At 42.3% G+C, this 15,390-nt stretch carries 12 protein-coding genes and 2 pseudogenes; 13 read left to right on the top strand and 1 reads right to left on the bottom strand.

What is annotated here, in order from left to right; translation table 11 throughout:
* The first annotated feature begins 49 nt into the window (after positions 1–49).
* The 10 genes and pseudogenes from ACSLGF_RS15570 (at position 50) to ACSLGF_RS15615 (ending at position 10,891) form a co-directional block, all read left to right on the top strand.
* A complete protein-coding gene (locus ACSLGF_RS15570; RefSeq protein WP_456007004.1) occupies positions 50–1,666 on the top strand; it encodes a YceG family protein in 1,617 nt (538 codons plus the stop codon).
* A 14-nt stretch (positions 1,667–1,680) separates the two neighbouring features.
* Entirely contained in the window at positions 1,681–2,775 is a 1,095-nt protein-coding gene (locus tag ACSLGF_RS15575; protein ID WP_456007006.1) for a toxic anion resistance protein, read from the top strand.
* A gap of 399 nt (positions 2,776–3,174) precedes the next feature.
* Entirely contained in the window at positions 3,175–4,404 is a 1,230-nt protein-coding gene (locus tag ACSLGF_RS15580) for a quaternary amine ABC transporter ATP-binding protein (RefSeq protein ID WP_099726138.1), read from the top strand.
* Positions 4,405–5,259, top strand: coding sequence for a glycine/proline betaine ABC transporter permease subunit OpuAB (gene opuAB / locus ACSLGF_RS15585; RefSeq protein WP_456007008.1), 855 nt, complete (start codon positions 4,405–4,407; stop codon positions 5,257–5,259).
* Positions 5,259–6,143 (top strand): glycine betaine ABC transporter substrate-binding protein, encoded by an 885-nt coding sequence (locus tag ACSLGF_RS15590; protein ID WP_456007010.1) that lies wholly within the window; start codon positions 5,259–5,261, stop codon positions 6,141–6,143. The genes opuAB and ACSLGF_RS15590 overlap by 1 nt, the downstream gene beginning before the upstream one ends.
* 109 nt (positions 6,144–6,252) lie before the next feature.
* Positions 6,253–7,008 carry an alpha/beta fold hydrolase gene (locus ACSLGF_RS15595; protein WP_456007012.1) on the top strand — a complete coding sequence of 252 codons (756 nt, stop codon included), beginning with the start codon at positions 6,253–6,255 and terminating at the stop codon, positions 7,006–7,008.
* A gap of 115 nt (positions 7,009–7,123) precedes the next feature.
* Positions 7,124–7,417: pseudogene (locus ACSLGF_RS15600) on the top strand (SDR family NAD(P)-dependent oxidoreductase); the annotation flags it as partial.
* Positions 7,418–7,461: 44 nt separating this feature from the next.
* Positions 7,462–8,061, top strand: a pseudogene (locus ACSLGF_RS15605) (YfcC family protein); the annotation flags it as partial.
* Between the two features lie 216 nt (positions 8,062–8,277).
* Positions 8,278–9,225: an L-lactate dehydrogenase gene (locus ACSLGF_RS15610; RefSeq protein ID WP_456007014.1), complete on the top strand. Its 948-nt coding sequence runs from the start codon at positions 8,278–8,280 to the stop codon at positions 9,223–9,225.
* A gap of 43 nt (positions 9,226–9,268) precedes the next feature.
* Complete coding sequence (locus ACSLGF_RS15615) at positions 9,269–10,891, top strand: L-lactate permease (protein WP_456007016.1); 1,623 nt, start codon at positions 9,269–9,271, stop codon at positions 10,889–10,891.
* A gap of 175 nt (positions 10,892–11,066) precedes the next feature.
* Here the strand turns inward: ACSLGF_RS15615 and ACSLGF_RS15620 are convergent, their stop codons facing one another.
* Positions 11,067–12,056 (bottom strand): LacI family DNA-binding transcriptional regulator, encoded by a 990-nt coding sequence (locus ACSLGF_RS15620; RefSeq protein ID WP_456007018.1) that lies wholly within the window; start codon positions 12,054–12,056, stop codon positions 11,067–11,069.
* Positions 12,057–12,165: 109 nt separating this feature from the next.
* Between ACSLGF_RS15620 and ACSLGF_RS15625 the strand changes: the two genes are divergently transcribed.
* The 3 genes from ACSLGF_RS15625 to ACSLGF_RS15635 are packed head-to-tail and all read left to right on the top strand — an operon-like array spanning position 12,166 to position 15,375.
* Positions 12,166–13,491 carry a DegT/DnrJ/EryC1/StrS family aminotransferase gene (locus tag ACSLGF_RS15625; RefSeq protein ID WP_456007020.1) on the top strand — a complete coding sequence of 442 codons (1,326 nt, stop codon included), beginning with the start codon at positions 12,166–12,168 and terminating at the stop codon, positions 13,489–13,491.
* Positions 13,466–14,332, top strand: a complete 867-nt coding sequence (locus tag ACSLGF_RS15630) for an HAD-IIB family hydrolase (protein WP_456007022.1) — start codon at positions 13,466–13,468, stop codon at positions 14,330–14,332. The genes ACSLGF_RS15625 and ACSLGF_RS15630 overlap by 26 nt, the downstream gene beginning before the upstream one ends.
* Complete coding sequence (locus ACSLGF_RS15635; protein WP_456007024.1) at positions 14,329–15,375, top strand: Gfo/Idh/MocA family protein; 1,047 nt, start codon at positions 14,329–14,331, stop codon at positions 15,373–15,375. Before ACSLGF_RS15630 ends, ACSLGF_RS15635 begins: the two co-directional genes overlap by 4 nt.
* Positions 15,376–15,390: the final 15 nt, after the last annotated feature.

Genomic DNA, 15,390 nt, shown 5'->3' on the forward strand with positions numbered 1-15,390 from the left:
TATGATAGTAGTAGCTTTCGAGAAAATATAGGAGAAAGGAAGGAGCGGCGTGAGCTATAAAGAAATCAATGTTACCCATACACGGGCGGAGCAGGAAGCCTGGAAAAACGTGCTGAAAAAGCCGCTCCCTGAACGAGACGGCTATGTAAAGGACGAGCATACGTTATCCTTGCCGCATCTCGCCGCCCGGGTCCTTGGAACTCCGCATGATGCAACCGATTATTTTATTTATTTACATGAATTATTTGAAACAGATGGCATGCATATTTTAAGTGAAACACTCAATCGTCATATTGAGCCGGAGCATTTTCAAGCTCTTCAACGAATTCATTTGATTAACCAAGAAGAAAAGGGATTGTCCGTGAATCGCTTTGTGGCTTTTTTAGATGGCGAACAGCTGATTGTACGCCATCCAAACCCTGTGATGAACCGGCATATCCGCCTTTCATTGATCAAGGTGTTTGAGCATTTCAAGCAGCTGCATGAGGGCGGATTTCAGCATCCCGATTTCCGCCGCGTCCTACTAGATGTGGTGAAGTTTTCAAATAACCATCTAGGGCCATGGCTGAAGGAAGTAAATGTAGAAGAAAAAATGCCGGCAGTCATTTGGTATGGAGAGGCGAATAAAAGTCAGCTTTATTTTCTTTACTATGTCATGCTGATTGGCTGTGATGTTGTGCTATTTCATCCAGAAGGCAAGGATCCGTTCCGCGAATTAGATCCAGAAGAAAAGCTGACTTTTATTGATCAGTATCCGGGGACTTCAGAACTTGAGCCGTTCCCTACTGAAAAGCCTGAGAGAAAATCAACGGTGGCGTACCGCTCGACAAGAGAGCTTGAAGAGGTGCTTCACACGGAAGATTCAATGCTGTATAAGCCGTGGCAATTCAGAGATCATACACCTCATTCCATTACGTTAAAGACAACGTATGACGAGCTGTTTTTAATTGCGAAAGAACGATCTTTTATCCGCCCTAATTTCAAAGCAGACCGGGACACAATACAAATTCCGAATCTTTTTGCGAAAATGATGGGGGTCACGCGAGACAAGCGTGAATACTGGGACCGTATCCACACATTAATGGAGGGGAAAGAGACGAAGACCATTCGCCATTTCCCTTTTACGAAAGAAGTGTCTTCGAATTATCAATTTCATTATCAGCATGCACTTTCTCCAGCTGGAGAGATTGATCCTGAATTATTAATGAAAAGCAATGTGTGGCAGTTTTCTCATTTATATGAGGGCACGCAGCGCGCGATGGCAGAGGCGATATCTCGAATCTGTCAGCATCCGAAGCTATTAAAAGAAGGCCATGAGACCGAATTAGATGTCCGCATTTATTTATTCAAGCAGGTTCTGCATATCAGCCACGATCTCATTGAACTCATTCAAACCTTTGATTATGCACAAACCGTACCGAAAGTGATTTTATACCATACGGAATACAATGGTGAGCTGACTCGTTCTGATGCGGCTGCCCTGATTTTTCTGAATGAAATGGGTGTGGATCTTTTCGTGTATCATCCGGCGGGATATCAGTGTATAGAGCGGTATATAGATGACCAATTATTTGATACACATTGGCTCGATGAGATGGTCATGAACCAGGAGTTTAAAGAGCCGTCCATCGTCAGAAAGTTATTTCAATCCATTAAAAACCGATAAGGAGATCAAAGCTTATGACAAATACAAACGGAAATGACATCATTTCAATTGATAAAGAGGAAATCACCATTGAGAAGGCAGACGACATTCGCGTTCAGCTTCGAAATGAACCAGAAGTGCAGAACATTGCGAGACAGATTGATGCGAAAAATCAGCTGGAGCTGCTTGAATACGGAAAGCAGCCAGCCGTCGAAATTTCTAAGTTCTCTGATCGTATCCTTTCCATGATGCGTTCAACAAGCGTCACAGACTCAGGTACGATGCTCACGCAGCTTGGAAAGATTATGGATCGTTTTGATAAAAATGATTTTGACGAACCAAAGGGTGGTTTTTTGTCAAAAATCTTTAAGCGCGGCGGCAGCATGATCGAAAAGATTTTCAGTAAATATCAAACACTCGGTGCAGAAATTGAAAAAATCAATGTGGAAATCAGTAAATATAAAGACGAAATGACCAAATCCACTGTAACGCTTGAAGAAATGTATGAGCATAACATTCAATACTATATGGAGCTTGAAAAATATGTCGTAGCAGGTCAAATGAAAATCGAAGAATTAAAGCAATTGGTTCCATCTTATGAAGAAAAAGCGGCTGGTGGGAACCAGCTGGCACAAATGGAGCTTGATACGCTTCGTAATGGCATTCAAGCGCTGGAAGAGCGTGTATATGACCTTGATATGGCACGGATGGTGGCTCTTCAAACGGCACCGCAAATCCGTTTGCTGCAGCGTGGTAATACGAAATTGATCGGGAAAATCAACTCTGCCTTCATCATCACCATTCCAATTTTCAAAAATGGAATCATTCAAGCTGTCACAGCGAAGAGACAAAAGCTTGTGGCTGATTCAATGAGTGAGCTGGACAGAAGAACAAATGAAATGCTGAAGCGAAATGCTGAAAATATCTCTAGTCAAAGTGTTGAGATTGCCAAGTTATCCGGCCGTCCAAGTATCGACATTGAAACGATCGAATCCTCCTTTAATACGATTGTACAGGGGATGAAAGAGACGAAGCAGATCGAAGAGGAAAACAAACGATTACGCGAAGATGGAACAAAACGTATGCTCGAGCTTCAAGATAATATTAAGCGGGCTGCCCTAGAGTCCTAAAAAAACGAGCTGTCTGTAACAAAAGTTGCAGGCAGTTTTTTATAAATTTTATTAAAATTTGAATGAAAAAGGTTTTTATGTGACCATTTTCGGGTAAATCCTTTTCAGGGGAATGGTTCACCCATCAATGAAAAGTCCGGTGTCATGAGCATTCGACTTATTTTTTAGCACAATTAGGAATTCACAGTAAAATATTGTCTGATGAGAGAAAATACCCCGTAAAATATGTAGTTTATGAAGCATTCTATAGGATTTAAGAGTAAAACGGCGTATGGTCTCTAATCACCAGACCTCTATATGGAATTCATACATATTGTGCGGAAATAAGCGAATTCTAAAGATTGTTCGCATCATAACGCTTATGTTACGGTTATAAAGATGCTAATTTGGAGGGAAAAAATGAATTCTGAAGAGAGAAATATCAAGATCAAGATAAATAATGTATCTAAAATTTTCGGTAAAAATGCAAAAAAAGCATCTCAAATGCTTGAACAAGGGAAAACAAAAAGAGATATCCTAAAAGAGACTGGCGCAACAGTTGGTGTCAATCGAGCAAATTTTGATGTTTATGACGGCGAGATATTTGTCATCATGGGGCTATCAGGGAGCGGAAAGTCCACACTTGTGCGGCTGCTAAATAGGTTAATCGAACCAACCTCCGGAGAAATATATATTGATGGGGATATGATAACAAATATGTCAAAGGATCAATTGCGTGAAGTGAGACGAAAAAAGATGAGCATGGTCTTCCAAAACTTCGCATTGTTCCCGCATCGTACAATTCTGGAGAACACAGAATACGGACTTGAATTGCAAGGTGTAGAAAAAGAAAAACGAAAGCAAAAAGCAATGGATGCACTCAAGCTTGTAGGTCTTGAAGGGTTTGAGGATCAGTATCCAAACCAATTAAGTGGAGGAATGCAGCAACGTGTCGGACTAGCTCGGGCACTTGCAAATGATCCAGACATTTTATTAATGGATGAAGCATTCAGTGCGCTTGATCCACTTATTAGAAAGGACATGCAAGACGAGTTATTAGACCTGCATAGTTCGGTCGGCAAAACAATTGTTTTTATTACACATGATTTAGATGAAGCTCTTAGAATTGGTGATCGTATTGTATTAATGAAGGACGGTAACATTGTACAAATTGGTACACCAGAAGAGATATTAATGAATCCTTCAAACGAATATGTAGAGCGATTTGTTGAGGATGTAGATTTGTCTAAAGTGTTGACAGCTGGGAATATTATGAAAAGAGCTGAAACGGTTCAGATTGATAAGGGGCCAAGAGTTGCTCTAACCTTAATGAAAAACTTGGGTATATCTTCGATTTATGCTGTTGATAAACAAAATCGCCTGTTGGGGGTCATTTCTGCTGAAGAGGCGCAGCGTGCAACGGAAAATCAACTGACTTTAAAAGATGTGATCCATCAAAATATGAAAACCATTCACCAAGATACGGTTTTAACCGATCTTTTTGAACTTGTTTCGGAATCCAATATCCCAATTGCTGTAGTAGACGATAAAAACCGTATGAAGGGTATCGTTGTGAAAGGAGCACTCATTGGAGCGCTTGCAGGAAACGATCAATACATTAATTTAATTCATACACAGGAGGTGAACTAAATGCTATCTTTATCATCACTTCCTAGAATCCCTTTAGCAGATTGGATTGATCAATTTATTGATTGGTTAACTGCGACTTTTGGCGGTATATTTGATGGTATTGCTAATGGTTTAGCTGCATTTGTTCAAATGATTACAGATGGTTTAGGATTTGTTCCACCCATCATTTTGACGATTATTTTTGCTGGTCTTACGTGGTTTATTAGTAAAAGAGGAATTGCTATCTTTGCTTTAGTTGGTTTCTTTATTATTGATTATCTAGGCTATTGGAGTGCCATGTTACAGACATTATCCTTGGTCTTAACATCTGTTATCATTTCGATTATTATCGGTATTCCAATTGGCATTTGGGCTTCACAGAAAAATACAGTTAGGCAGATTGTTACACCTATTTTAGACTTAATGCAGACGATGCCTGCTTTTGTTTATCTGTTACCTGCTATTTTCTTCTTTAATATTGGGGTAGTACCTGGAGTTGTAGCTTCTGTTATTTTTGCGATGCCTCCAACGATTAGAATGACGATATTAGGTATCCAACAAGTTCCGGCTACTTTAATTGAAGCGACTGAGGCATTTGGTTCGACAACGAGTCAACGATTAATTAAAGTACAGCTGCCACTTGCGACAAAGACCATTATGGCAGGGATTAACCAAAGCATTATGTTAGCCTTATCTATGGTTGTCATTGCATCAATGGTTGGTGCGCCTGGATTAGGTGAAGAAGTATACCGAGCTGTGACTCAATTGAAAACAGGAACTGGTGTAGAGGCAGGGATTGCCATCGTTATTTTGGCTATTGTTCTTGACCGAATTACACAAAACATAAAAACCAAAAAAACTAAGGGGGACGTTTAATGTTTAAGAAAATTGTAGGGATAAGTGCGGCGGCGATTTTGACTTTGGGATTAGCTGCTTGTGGTAGTGCAACAAATAATAAAGATGCAACAGTTGGAGAACAGGTGAAGTATAAAATTACTGGAATTGACCCAGGTGCGGGAATTATGGAAGCTGCGGATAATGCTTTAAAGGATTACGATTTATCTAAGTGGTCAGTGACTTCAGGATCTAGTTCTTCTATGACAGCGTCTTTAAAGAAAGCTTATGATAAAAAAGAACCGATCATCATCACTGGATGGAATCCTCATTGGATGTTTTCTAAGTATGATTTGAAGTATTTAAAAGACCCTAAAGGTGTGTTTGGTGACGCAGAAGAAATTCACACAATCACAAGGAAAGGTTTTGCAGAGGATCAACCTCAAGCAAATCAACTACTTAGTCAGTTTAACTGGTCTGAAGATGACATGGGAGAAGTAATGCTTGCGATCCAAGAAGGGAAAAAGCCAAAGGATGCGGCTGCGGACTTTGTGAAGAAGCATAAGGATTTAGTAAGTAAATGGACTAAAGGTGTAGATAAGGTAAATGGAGAAAAAATGAAACTTGTCTACGTTGCTTGGGATAGTGAAATTGCTAGTACAAATGTGGTAGGAAAAGTGTTAGAGGATTTAGGTTATAACGTCACATTGACTCAAGTTGAAGCTGGTCCAATGTGGACAGCGATTGCTGATGGAAGCGCAGATGCTTCACTTGCAGCATGGCTGCCACAAACACATAAAGTATACGCAGAGAAATTTAAAGGCAAATATGAAGATGTAGGTATAAGTATGAAAGGCGTTAAAATTGGTCTAGTTGTTCCGACATATATGAAGAACGTGAATTCCATTGAGGATTTGAAAAAATAGCCAATTTTGTGATCGTTCCCTTATAATAGAAGGGAGCATATGGAAAAAGCAGTCTGCTCAAAAAGCGGCTGCTTTTTTCTTATACATAAGGATGGTGGACGAGTTGTCGATGATGGATAAGCCAATCATGATTTTCCTGCATGGCGGAGGAGTAAGCAGCTGGATGTGGCAGGAACAGATTGAAACATTTAAAGAAGTATATGATTGCTATACCCCTGATCTCATCGGTCACGGGACAAGAGCAAATGAACAGCCGTTTTCCATGCGAGAAAGCACCCGTGAGATCATCTCATGGATTGAGGAGCATGCGCACGGCCGTACAGTCATTCTCATTGGATTCTCTCTAGGTGCCCAGATTGCCGTTGATCTGTTATCGAGAGAGCCAGACATCGTAGACATAGCCGTGATCAATAGCGCCCTTGTGATGCCATTGCCGTGGCTCTATTTGATGGTGAAGCCTATTTTACCTCTTACGTACCCGTTATTAAAGAAAGATTGGTTTATCCAGCAGCAAGCTGAAAAGATGGGGATTCCAAAGCATGTACTGGAACATTATGCGGCTGATTCGAAACATTTGCAAAAGGAAATTCTTCTTACAATGTTTCAAGAAAACCTTCATTACAAGCTATCAGACACGTTTCAGCAAGCAAAAGCACGGATTCTTGTGACAGTGGGAGAAAGGGAAAGAGGCATCATGAAACGGTCAGCGAAAAAAATAACGAATGCACACCCAAAGGCAGAAGGATTCATCGTTCCAGCCATTGGACATACGTTTACTTTTGAAAAGAAAGACCTCTTTACCGAAATGATCAAATGCTTTGTAGAGGCACGTGAGTTACCAGCAGAATTAATAGAAATCAGGTAGTCATGCCATGAGGAAGTGAAGACAGGCATAAAAGGGGCAACCGTGTCTTAGAATTTGTATGATATAGGTATAAACATGCATACAGCTGAGCTGTTGCACGACTGGCAGCTCGTGAATTACCTACATCCAAGCATTGCTTCCGCACGTAAGGAAATCTGAGAATGGAAAGATCCTCGTGATTGGCTCTACTGCGGGACTCGACCATACGAACCTGCCGCAGGTTTCCTTTGTAGCGTCTAAATTTGGATTGCGCGGGATTGTGAATGCACTGAGAGAGCATGTGAGAAAAGATAAAATATCCGTGACCTGCATCAATCTAGGAGAGCTTGCGAGATGCGTGATTCATTTATCAAGGGTATCTTGTGTGAAAGAAATCAACGTCCCAGCGATGACAGATTTGAATGCTTAAATGGTCGTGATAAAGTAGACCACCCGCTTTAAGAAAAGACGGGTGGCTTTTTATATGGTGCGCTTCAACTTGGCTGGACCGATAAGGAAATGGCGGGTGTGTTCATTTTTATGGCAATTGCTGCTGGACTGCTCGGCGGATTAGCAGCCAATGATATTGCGAAAACGTTTATTGTCGGCTGTCAAAGCCTTGTATACGGCGCACTTATTGTCGGGATGGCACGCTTCATTTCAGTTATTCTAGAAAACGGTAAATTGCTTGATACAGTGGTCAATGGCTTGGCGAGTATGCTGACAGGATTTAGTCCAATTGCTGGTGCGATCGGGATGTATATTGCGAGTGCGCTCCTTCACTTTTTGATTTCATCAGGGTCAGGAGAAGCTGTTGTCTTTATTCCGATTCTTGCGCCGCTGGCTGATTTAATGGGCATCACCAGACAAGTAGCTGTAGAAGCAGTCATGCTTGGAGAAGGAGTGGTCAACTGTATCAATCCTACTTCAGGTGTGTTGATGGCTGTGCTTGCTGCAAGTGGTATTCCTTATGTGAAGTGGCTGCGTTTTATGGTGCCGCTTGCGCTCATTTGGTTTGTCATCGGTCTTGTGTTTATTTGTATCGGAGTGATGATCAACTGGGGACCTTATTAAACATGTATGAAGCTGCTGAAGAGAGTTTGGCAGCTTTTTTCTTGTGGAAATAGTATGGAAACAGTGGGTTTGAAACCACAATAAGTTTGTTCACAAATTCGCTACATATTTTTTTGAGTCACCTTCTTGCAAAAGTTTGTGAAATGTTGCACAATAATAATGTGAAATACTTCACAAATAAAAGCAACCTAGTTTTACTCAGGAGGATGAGGAAACATGACAAACGAAAAAGTAAACAAAGTAGCACTTATTGGAGCAGGTTTCGTCGGCAGTAGTTATGCCTTTACATTAATAAATCAAGCGATCACAGACGAATTGGTTGTGATTGATCTGAATCAAGATAAAGCAATGGGTGACGTAATGGATTTAAACCACGGGAAAGCATTTGCCCCGCATCCTGTGAATACGTGGTATGGAGATTATGAGGATTGTAAGGATGCAGATATTGTGTGTATCTGTGCTGGAGTGAACCAAAAGCCAGGTGAAACGAGACTTGACCTTGTTGAGAAAAATTTAAATATCTTTAAAGGCATTGTAGACAATGTGATGAAAAGCGGATTCGATGGCATTTTTTTAGTTGCCACAAACCCTGTTGATATTTTGACATATGCCACTTGGAAATTCAGTGGACTTCCAAAAGAACGAGTGATTGGTAGTGGGACCACTCTTGATACCGCAAGATTTAGATACATGCTCAGTGAGTATTTTGAAGCAGCGGCACACAACGTGCATGCGTACATCATTGGAGAGCATGGTGATACAGAGCTTGCTGTTTGGAGTCATGCGAATATCGGGAGTGTACCGATTACAGAATTAATGAAGAGAAATGATCAATACAAACAAGAAGACTTAGATGAAATCATGGAAAATGTCCGTCACGCCGCATACCAAATTATTGAGAAAAAAGGTGCCACTTACTACGGCGTAGCGATGAGTTTAGCCCGCATCACAAGAGCGATCTTGCACAATGAAAACAGCATTTTGACTGTCAGCACTTATTTAGATGGAGAGTACGGAGCAGAAGATGTCTACATTGGTGTACCTGCCCTTGTGAACCGAAATGGTGCAACAGAAATTATGGAGCTTGCACTGAACGAGACAGAAAAAGAAAAGTTCGCACACAGTGTGAATGTGCTAAAAGAGATTTTGGCTCCTCATTTTTAATCAATCAAAGGCAACCTATCTGAGCAGAAAAGGATGAATCACTATGTGGCAGCAAATATATAATCCGTTTGGTAATGAGTTCGTGAGTGCATTGGTGGCAATGCTTCCAATTTTATTTTTTCTACTTGCATTAACCGTATTTAAGTTAAAAGGTGTTTTAGCCGCTTGTTTTACCTTAATCGTCAGTTTTGTAACAGCTGTTTTCTTCTTTCATATGCCAGTTGAAAAGGCACTATCTGCTGTGCTGCTCGGTATATCTAATGGGCTGTGGCCGATTGGATATATCGTCATCATGGCCGTATGGCTCTATAAAATTGCTGTGACATCTGGAAAATTTGATGTCATTCGTTCTAGTATTGCAGGAATATCTCAAGATCAACGTCTTCAGCTCTTATTAATTGGTTTTAGTTTTAACGCATTTTTAGAAGGAGCAGCTGGGTTTGGGGTACCGATAGCGATCAGTGCCGCCCTCTTAACAGAGCTTGGATTTAAACCACTTAAAGCCGCAATGCTCTGCTTAATTGCCAATGCTGCGTCTGGCGCATTTGGTGCAGTGGGCATCCCAGTCATTACAGGGGCGCAAATGGGCAATATGACGCCGCTCGCTTTATCTCAAACCCTTGTGTATACGATCCCATTTATTTCTTTCTGTATCCCGTTTCTACTCATTCTGATTGTAGACGGCTTCAAAGGGATCAAAGAAACGCTGCCAGCCTTGCTTGTTGTTAGTGGAAGTTATGCGATTTTGCAAGCTGTAACGATGGTGACGATGGGTCCTGAGCTTGCCAACATTATTTCAGCCTTAGCAAGTATGGGAATTTTGGCTTTATTTCTTCGAAAATGGCAGCCAAAACACATTTATCGTGAAGAAGGAGCACCAGCCATTGAACAGAAACACACGTATCGCGGAGTTGAAGTCTTGAAAGCATGGTCTCCATTCTATATTTTAACTGCCGTTATTACTGTATGGAGTCTGCCAGCATTTAAAGCATTGTTTGCTGTAGGAGGACCACTCAACTGGACGACGGTTTTAGTGAAAATGCCGTTTCTACATCAGCAAATTGTGAAATTACCACCAATTGCACAAACAGAAACCCCCATTGATGCGATCTTTAAAATTGATGTCATCAGTGCAACAGGTACTGCCATTTTCATTGCGGTCATGCTGACAGGATTGTTTAGTAAACATATTAAATTAACAGAAGGCGCTGCCTGCTTAAAAGCAGCGGTGAAGGAGCTGTGGGTACCTGTTCTCACCATTTGTTTTATCATGGGCTTTGCAGGCTTGGCGAACTTTGCCGGACTGAGCTCTGCAATTGGACTTGCGCTTGCAAAAACAGGCGATTTGTTCCCGCTTGTCAGCCCAGTACTTGGCTGGATCGGCGTGTTTATTACGGGATCTGTCGTGAGTAACAACGCATTATTCGGTAACCTTCAAGCGGTTACTGCTTCTCAAATCGGCTCACAGGCAGGTTTGTTAATCGGTGCGAATACGACCGGTGGGGTCATGGCGAAGTTAATTTCTCCACAATCAATCGCCATCGCTACAGCAGCCGTTGGAGAAACAGGTAAAGAATCTGAGCTATTCCAAAAGACAGTGAAGTACAGCGTCATCCTGCTTGCCATCGTGTGTATATGGACGTTCATTCTTGCTCAATTTGTATAGGTTTTAAAAAAGACTGAGAGCCATCTCAGTCTTTTAGCGTGTAGACAAACCCTCGCATTCTGTGTCAGTCCTGCGTGCCGGTGCTCACGAATCTCAAATTCGCTCCGCTCCTCGTCCTTCCTATACTTCAAAGGTTTTCTATCACGCTGAGAGTCATCTCAGTCTCTTCTTTTGTTTATGTAGATTCTCTTGTCACGAGCCGGGTAGGCAGCTGAATATGTTCACGCTGTAATGGTTTTTGGTCTTGCAGGAGCTGGATCATTTGCTGCACAGACCGCTGGCCAAGCTCTACGATCGGGATGTCGATGGTGGTGATCGTTGGAGCCGTCACCTCGCAAATGTCTTGGTTGTCGTAGCCGATAACCGCTAGATCCTCGGGGATTTGATAACCATATGAAATGGCCTGTTTAATGAGCCCTGCTGCGACTTGATCATTGCCGGTAAAAATCGCATCAGGTGTATCCGGCATGCCATGGATCAAATCCATTAAGCGAAAGCCGTCTTCAATGGTAAAGGCTTCCCCAAACAGCCAATCTTCATTTAGCGGCAAATCGTGAGCAGAAAGCGCATCAAGATAGCCCTGTCTTCTTTGTTTCTGTGCCTCACTACTTTCTGTATCAAAGCAAAACCCAATCGATTTACGTCCTGACCGAATCAAATAGTCAACAGCTTTATAGGCGGCTTCGCGCTCATCGTATCCAATAATCGGGATGTCTGCTGTTTGATGATATTCATTCGCCATGACAATGGGGCCGTTTGCTAAAAATGGCTCGATCTTTTCCCACTTATTTTCTAATGCCCCCAAGATGACACCATCTACTTCTTTTCTTTTTAATAATTGAAGCCCTTCAATCTCTAGTGATTCTTGGTAAAACGTCTGGAGCACGATAGCTTTATACCCTTGATCCAGTGCTTCCTTTGAAATGCCTTTAATCAATTGTGCAAAAAAAGGATGGTCCACAGCCGGGACAGACACAGCAATGGTCTTTGTCTGATGTGAACGAAGGGTGCGAGCCGCTGAACTCGGTGTATACTCCATTTCCTTCATCACCTGTAAAATGTGCTGCCGCTTTTCCTCTGACACATATGGATGATGATTCAGCACCCTAGAAACAGTAGTGGTTGAAACCCCGCAGCGCTTGGCAATTTCATAAATTGTACACATATTAACAAATCCTTTACACAAAGTTATTGTTCTGAAATCGATAACATCATTTACAATGTGAAACAAGTTAAATATTAACAAATGGAATTGACTAATTGGAGGGAATGGAATGCAAATATTGACGAAGATATCAGGTAAAAGCAAGGATTATCTACCTTTGCTGGATATGATCAATCAAGGTGTTCAAGTAAAGTCTGATTCAGTTGAAAAGCATCTAGCGAATGAAAAGCTGGTGACGTTCCTGGAGCAAGATATTGAGCGCGCGGGCTTGGAAAAAATTCTCTTCCATTATAAACAAAATAAGGAAAAAAAGATACCATTCCTGCCAGTTGATAAATTGATTTCAGAGGATGAGATCGATGATATTATGCAGGTGTTGAAAGAAGTATTGAATTCTGGCCGTTTTACCTCAGGGCCATATATTCCACGTTTTGAAAAAACGCTCGCTGAGTACTTAGGGAAAAAATATGTCATTGCCACGTCAAGTGGAACAGATGCCCTCATGATCAGCCTCATATCAGCAGGCGTCCATCCAGGAGACGAGGTCATTCTGCCAGCCAATAGCTTTGCTGCAACAGAAAATGCAGTACTTGCCATTGGGGCTGCTCCGGTTTTTGCCGATATTGACCCAGACACCTACTGTCTGGCACCGAGTGAAATAGAGAAGCATATCACGGATAAGACGGTATGCATTCTTCCGGTTCATTTATATGGAAAGCAAGCGGATATGAAGGCCATTTCGGCAATTGCGAAGCAGCATGGTCTGAAAATCATTGAGGATGGCTGTCAGGCGATTGGCAGCAGCGACCTTGGGGCATTTGGAGATGGACTTGTTCTCAGCTTTAACCCATACAAAAATCTCGGAGTCTGCGGAAAGGCAGGAGCCATCGCAACGAATGATAAAGCCTTAGCCGAAAAATGCATGGAGATCAGCTATCACGGCTTTGAACCTGGAAAGAAAAATGTCAAACGCAGTGACTACGGCTTTAATTCCAAGATCGATAACTTGCAGGCAGCGATCGGACTAGAAAGGATGAAGTATTTAGGTCTGCAAAACTTTAAACGTTTTTACTTAGCAAAGCGATACATTGATCAGCTGCAAACGCTTGAGGATGAAGGGTATATTAAGCTTTCGAAGTTGACGGATGATCATGTATGGCATCTATTCCCAATCAGGGTGCTGAAAGGAGACCGAGATGAGCTGGCGGCGCAATTGCTGGAGATGGGCATAGAGACAGATGTCTATTACCCAATTCTATCGCATCAGCATCAAACAAATCTTGTTTCTAAAAAGTATAAACAAACGACGCTTCCGCACACAGAAAAAGCAGCACAGCAATTGCTCCATTTGCCGCTTTATCCAGGAATGCCGCCGCAAGATCAGGAGAAAGTCATCGAGGGGGTCCGTCATGTTATCAAATCTTCCATTCAATAAAGAGCTGTTAAATCAGCCGCAGAACCCTCAGTGGATCGTCTTCTGTGACTTTGATGAAACCTATTATTCTCACGGGATGACGGAGAAGCAGAGAGAGGATGTAAAGCGGCTGGAAGCATTTGTGGCAGAAAAGAGCGAAGCAGGGCAGCTCATGCTGGGCTGGGTAACGGGAAGCAGCCTCGATTCTGTCACGAGCAAAATGGAAAAAGGCGGCTTCAGCCAATTTCCGCATTTCATTGCGTCGAACTTAGGGACTGAAATTGTGTATACGTCGGATGCTCATTTTGGACAGCCAGATGCGGAATGGATGAAACGGCTGGATGCGCAGGGTTTTTCAGATGAAAAAATCGAAGACATCCTGCAAACCGTACGTGAAAAGGGGATTACCCTCAGGCCGCAAACGCAGCTGGGCAGCTCAGGATATAAGAAAAATTTCTATTATCAGGAGCAGAATGAACGGACAGATCTTCATCATCTCTCGTTCATACAAACACTTGCCAAAGAGCGGGGTGTGGCAGTCAACATCAACAAATGCAACCCACTCGCAGGAGACCCTGCGGATTGCTATGATGTCGATTTTTTACCAGTCGGGACAGGAAAGGATGAAATTGTCCGCTTTATGCTGAGTCAATATGATCTATCAAAAGACCAAGGCTTTGCCTTTGGTGATAGTGGGAACGATTTGCGGATGCTTCAATCCGTCACGCACGGGTTTCTCGTTCAAAATGCGACGGCCGAGGCCAAACGGCACCATCACCAAATTTGTCATCATGGGTATGCAAAAGGAATCTACGAAACACTGAAAACAGTGATGTATAAACATGAGGAGGCACATTCATGAAGAAAATTGGAATTGTTGGAGCAGGGAATATTGCAAAAGCACATGCAAGAGCATTATCAACGATCAAAGGTGCAGAATTATCCGGAGTCTATGATTTGCACGAATCAGTCGCACAGGGATTCATTAAACAGTACGGCGGGCGGGTGTATTCAAGTATCGATACGCTAGCGGATGCATCTGATGGGTTGATTATTGCTTCCCCTAACTTTTGTCACAAGGACCATGCCCTTCAGGCGCTAAGAGCGGGACAGCCGATTTTGTGTGAAAAACCGATGGCTGTTTCGTTGAAAGAAGCGAAGGAAATGGTGGAGACAGCCAAACAATTCCAGGTTCAGGCCAGTATGGGCTTTAACTATCGTTACTTATCCTTTGTAAATATTTTGAAGAACTTAATTGCCAACGGTGAATTGGGCCGAATTTTAACAGTCAGGACACACTTTAAGAAAAATAGTGCCCTCAGGAGAAAAACATTTTCGTGGAGAGACAGCGGCGAGAGTCTGCGTACAAGCGGCGCCCTGGGAGATCTTGGGATTCACTTGATTGATATGCTGTGGTACTTATTTGGCAGTGAAATGAAAAAAGAATCTCTTAACACGAAGATGCTGACACATATAAAGGAAAAAGAAGAGAAAAAGGTGCAGGTCGATGATCATACCGAAATTTTTGGTCAAATGGAGAATCAAGTGTTCTTTCATTTGGTGACGTCTAAAAGCTCGCAGTCTGAGGAATGTGGATTTAGTGTAGAAGTGATTGGCCATGACAAGGTATTCAAATACCATACGAACATGAAAAACGAATATGAAATCAGTGATGGTTTAAGTGTAGAATGTCATCAAATGCCGCAAACCCTGCTGACTGATCCGCCAAATGAATTTTACGGATGGTCCGATACGTTCCGTGATCAGCTGATGCATTGGATGAATACAGATCCATACCCATCTCATATGAAAGTGGCTGATTTTGAAGATGGATATCGTGCGCAGGCTGCGCTCAATACGTGCTTCGAGAGGGAAGAGGCTGTCGTGTCTGCCCGTGCATATTAAAGAGATGGAGCGGAG

Source organism: Bacillus sp. A015 (assembly GCF_053851875.1).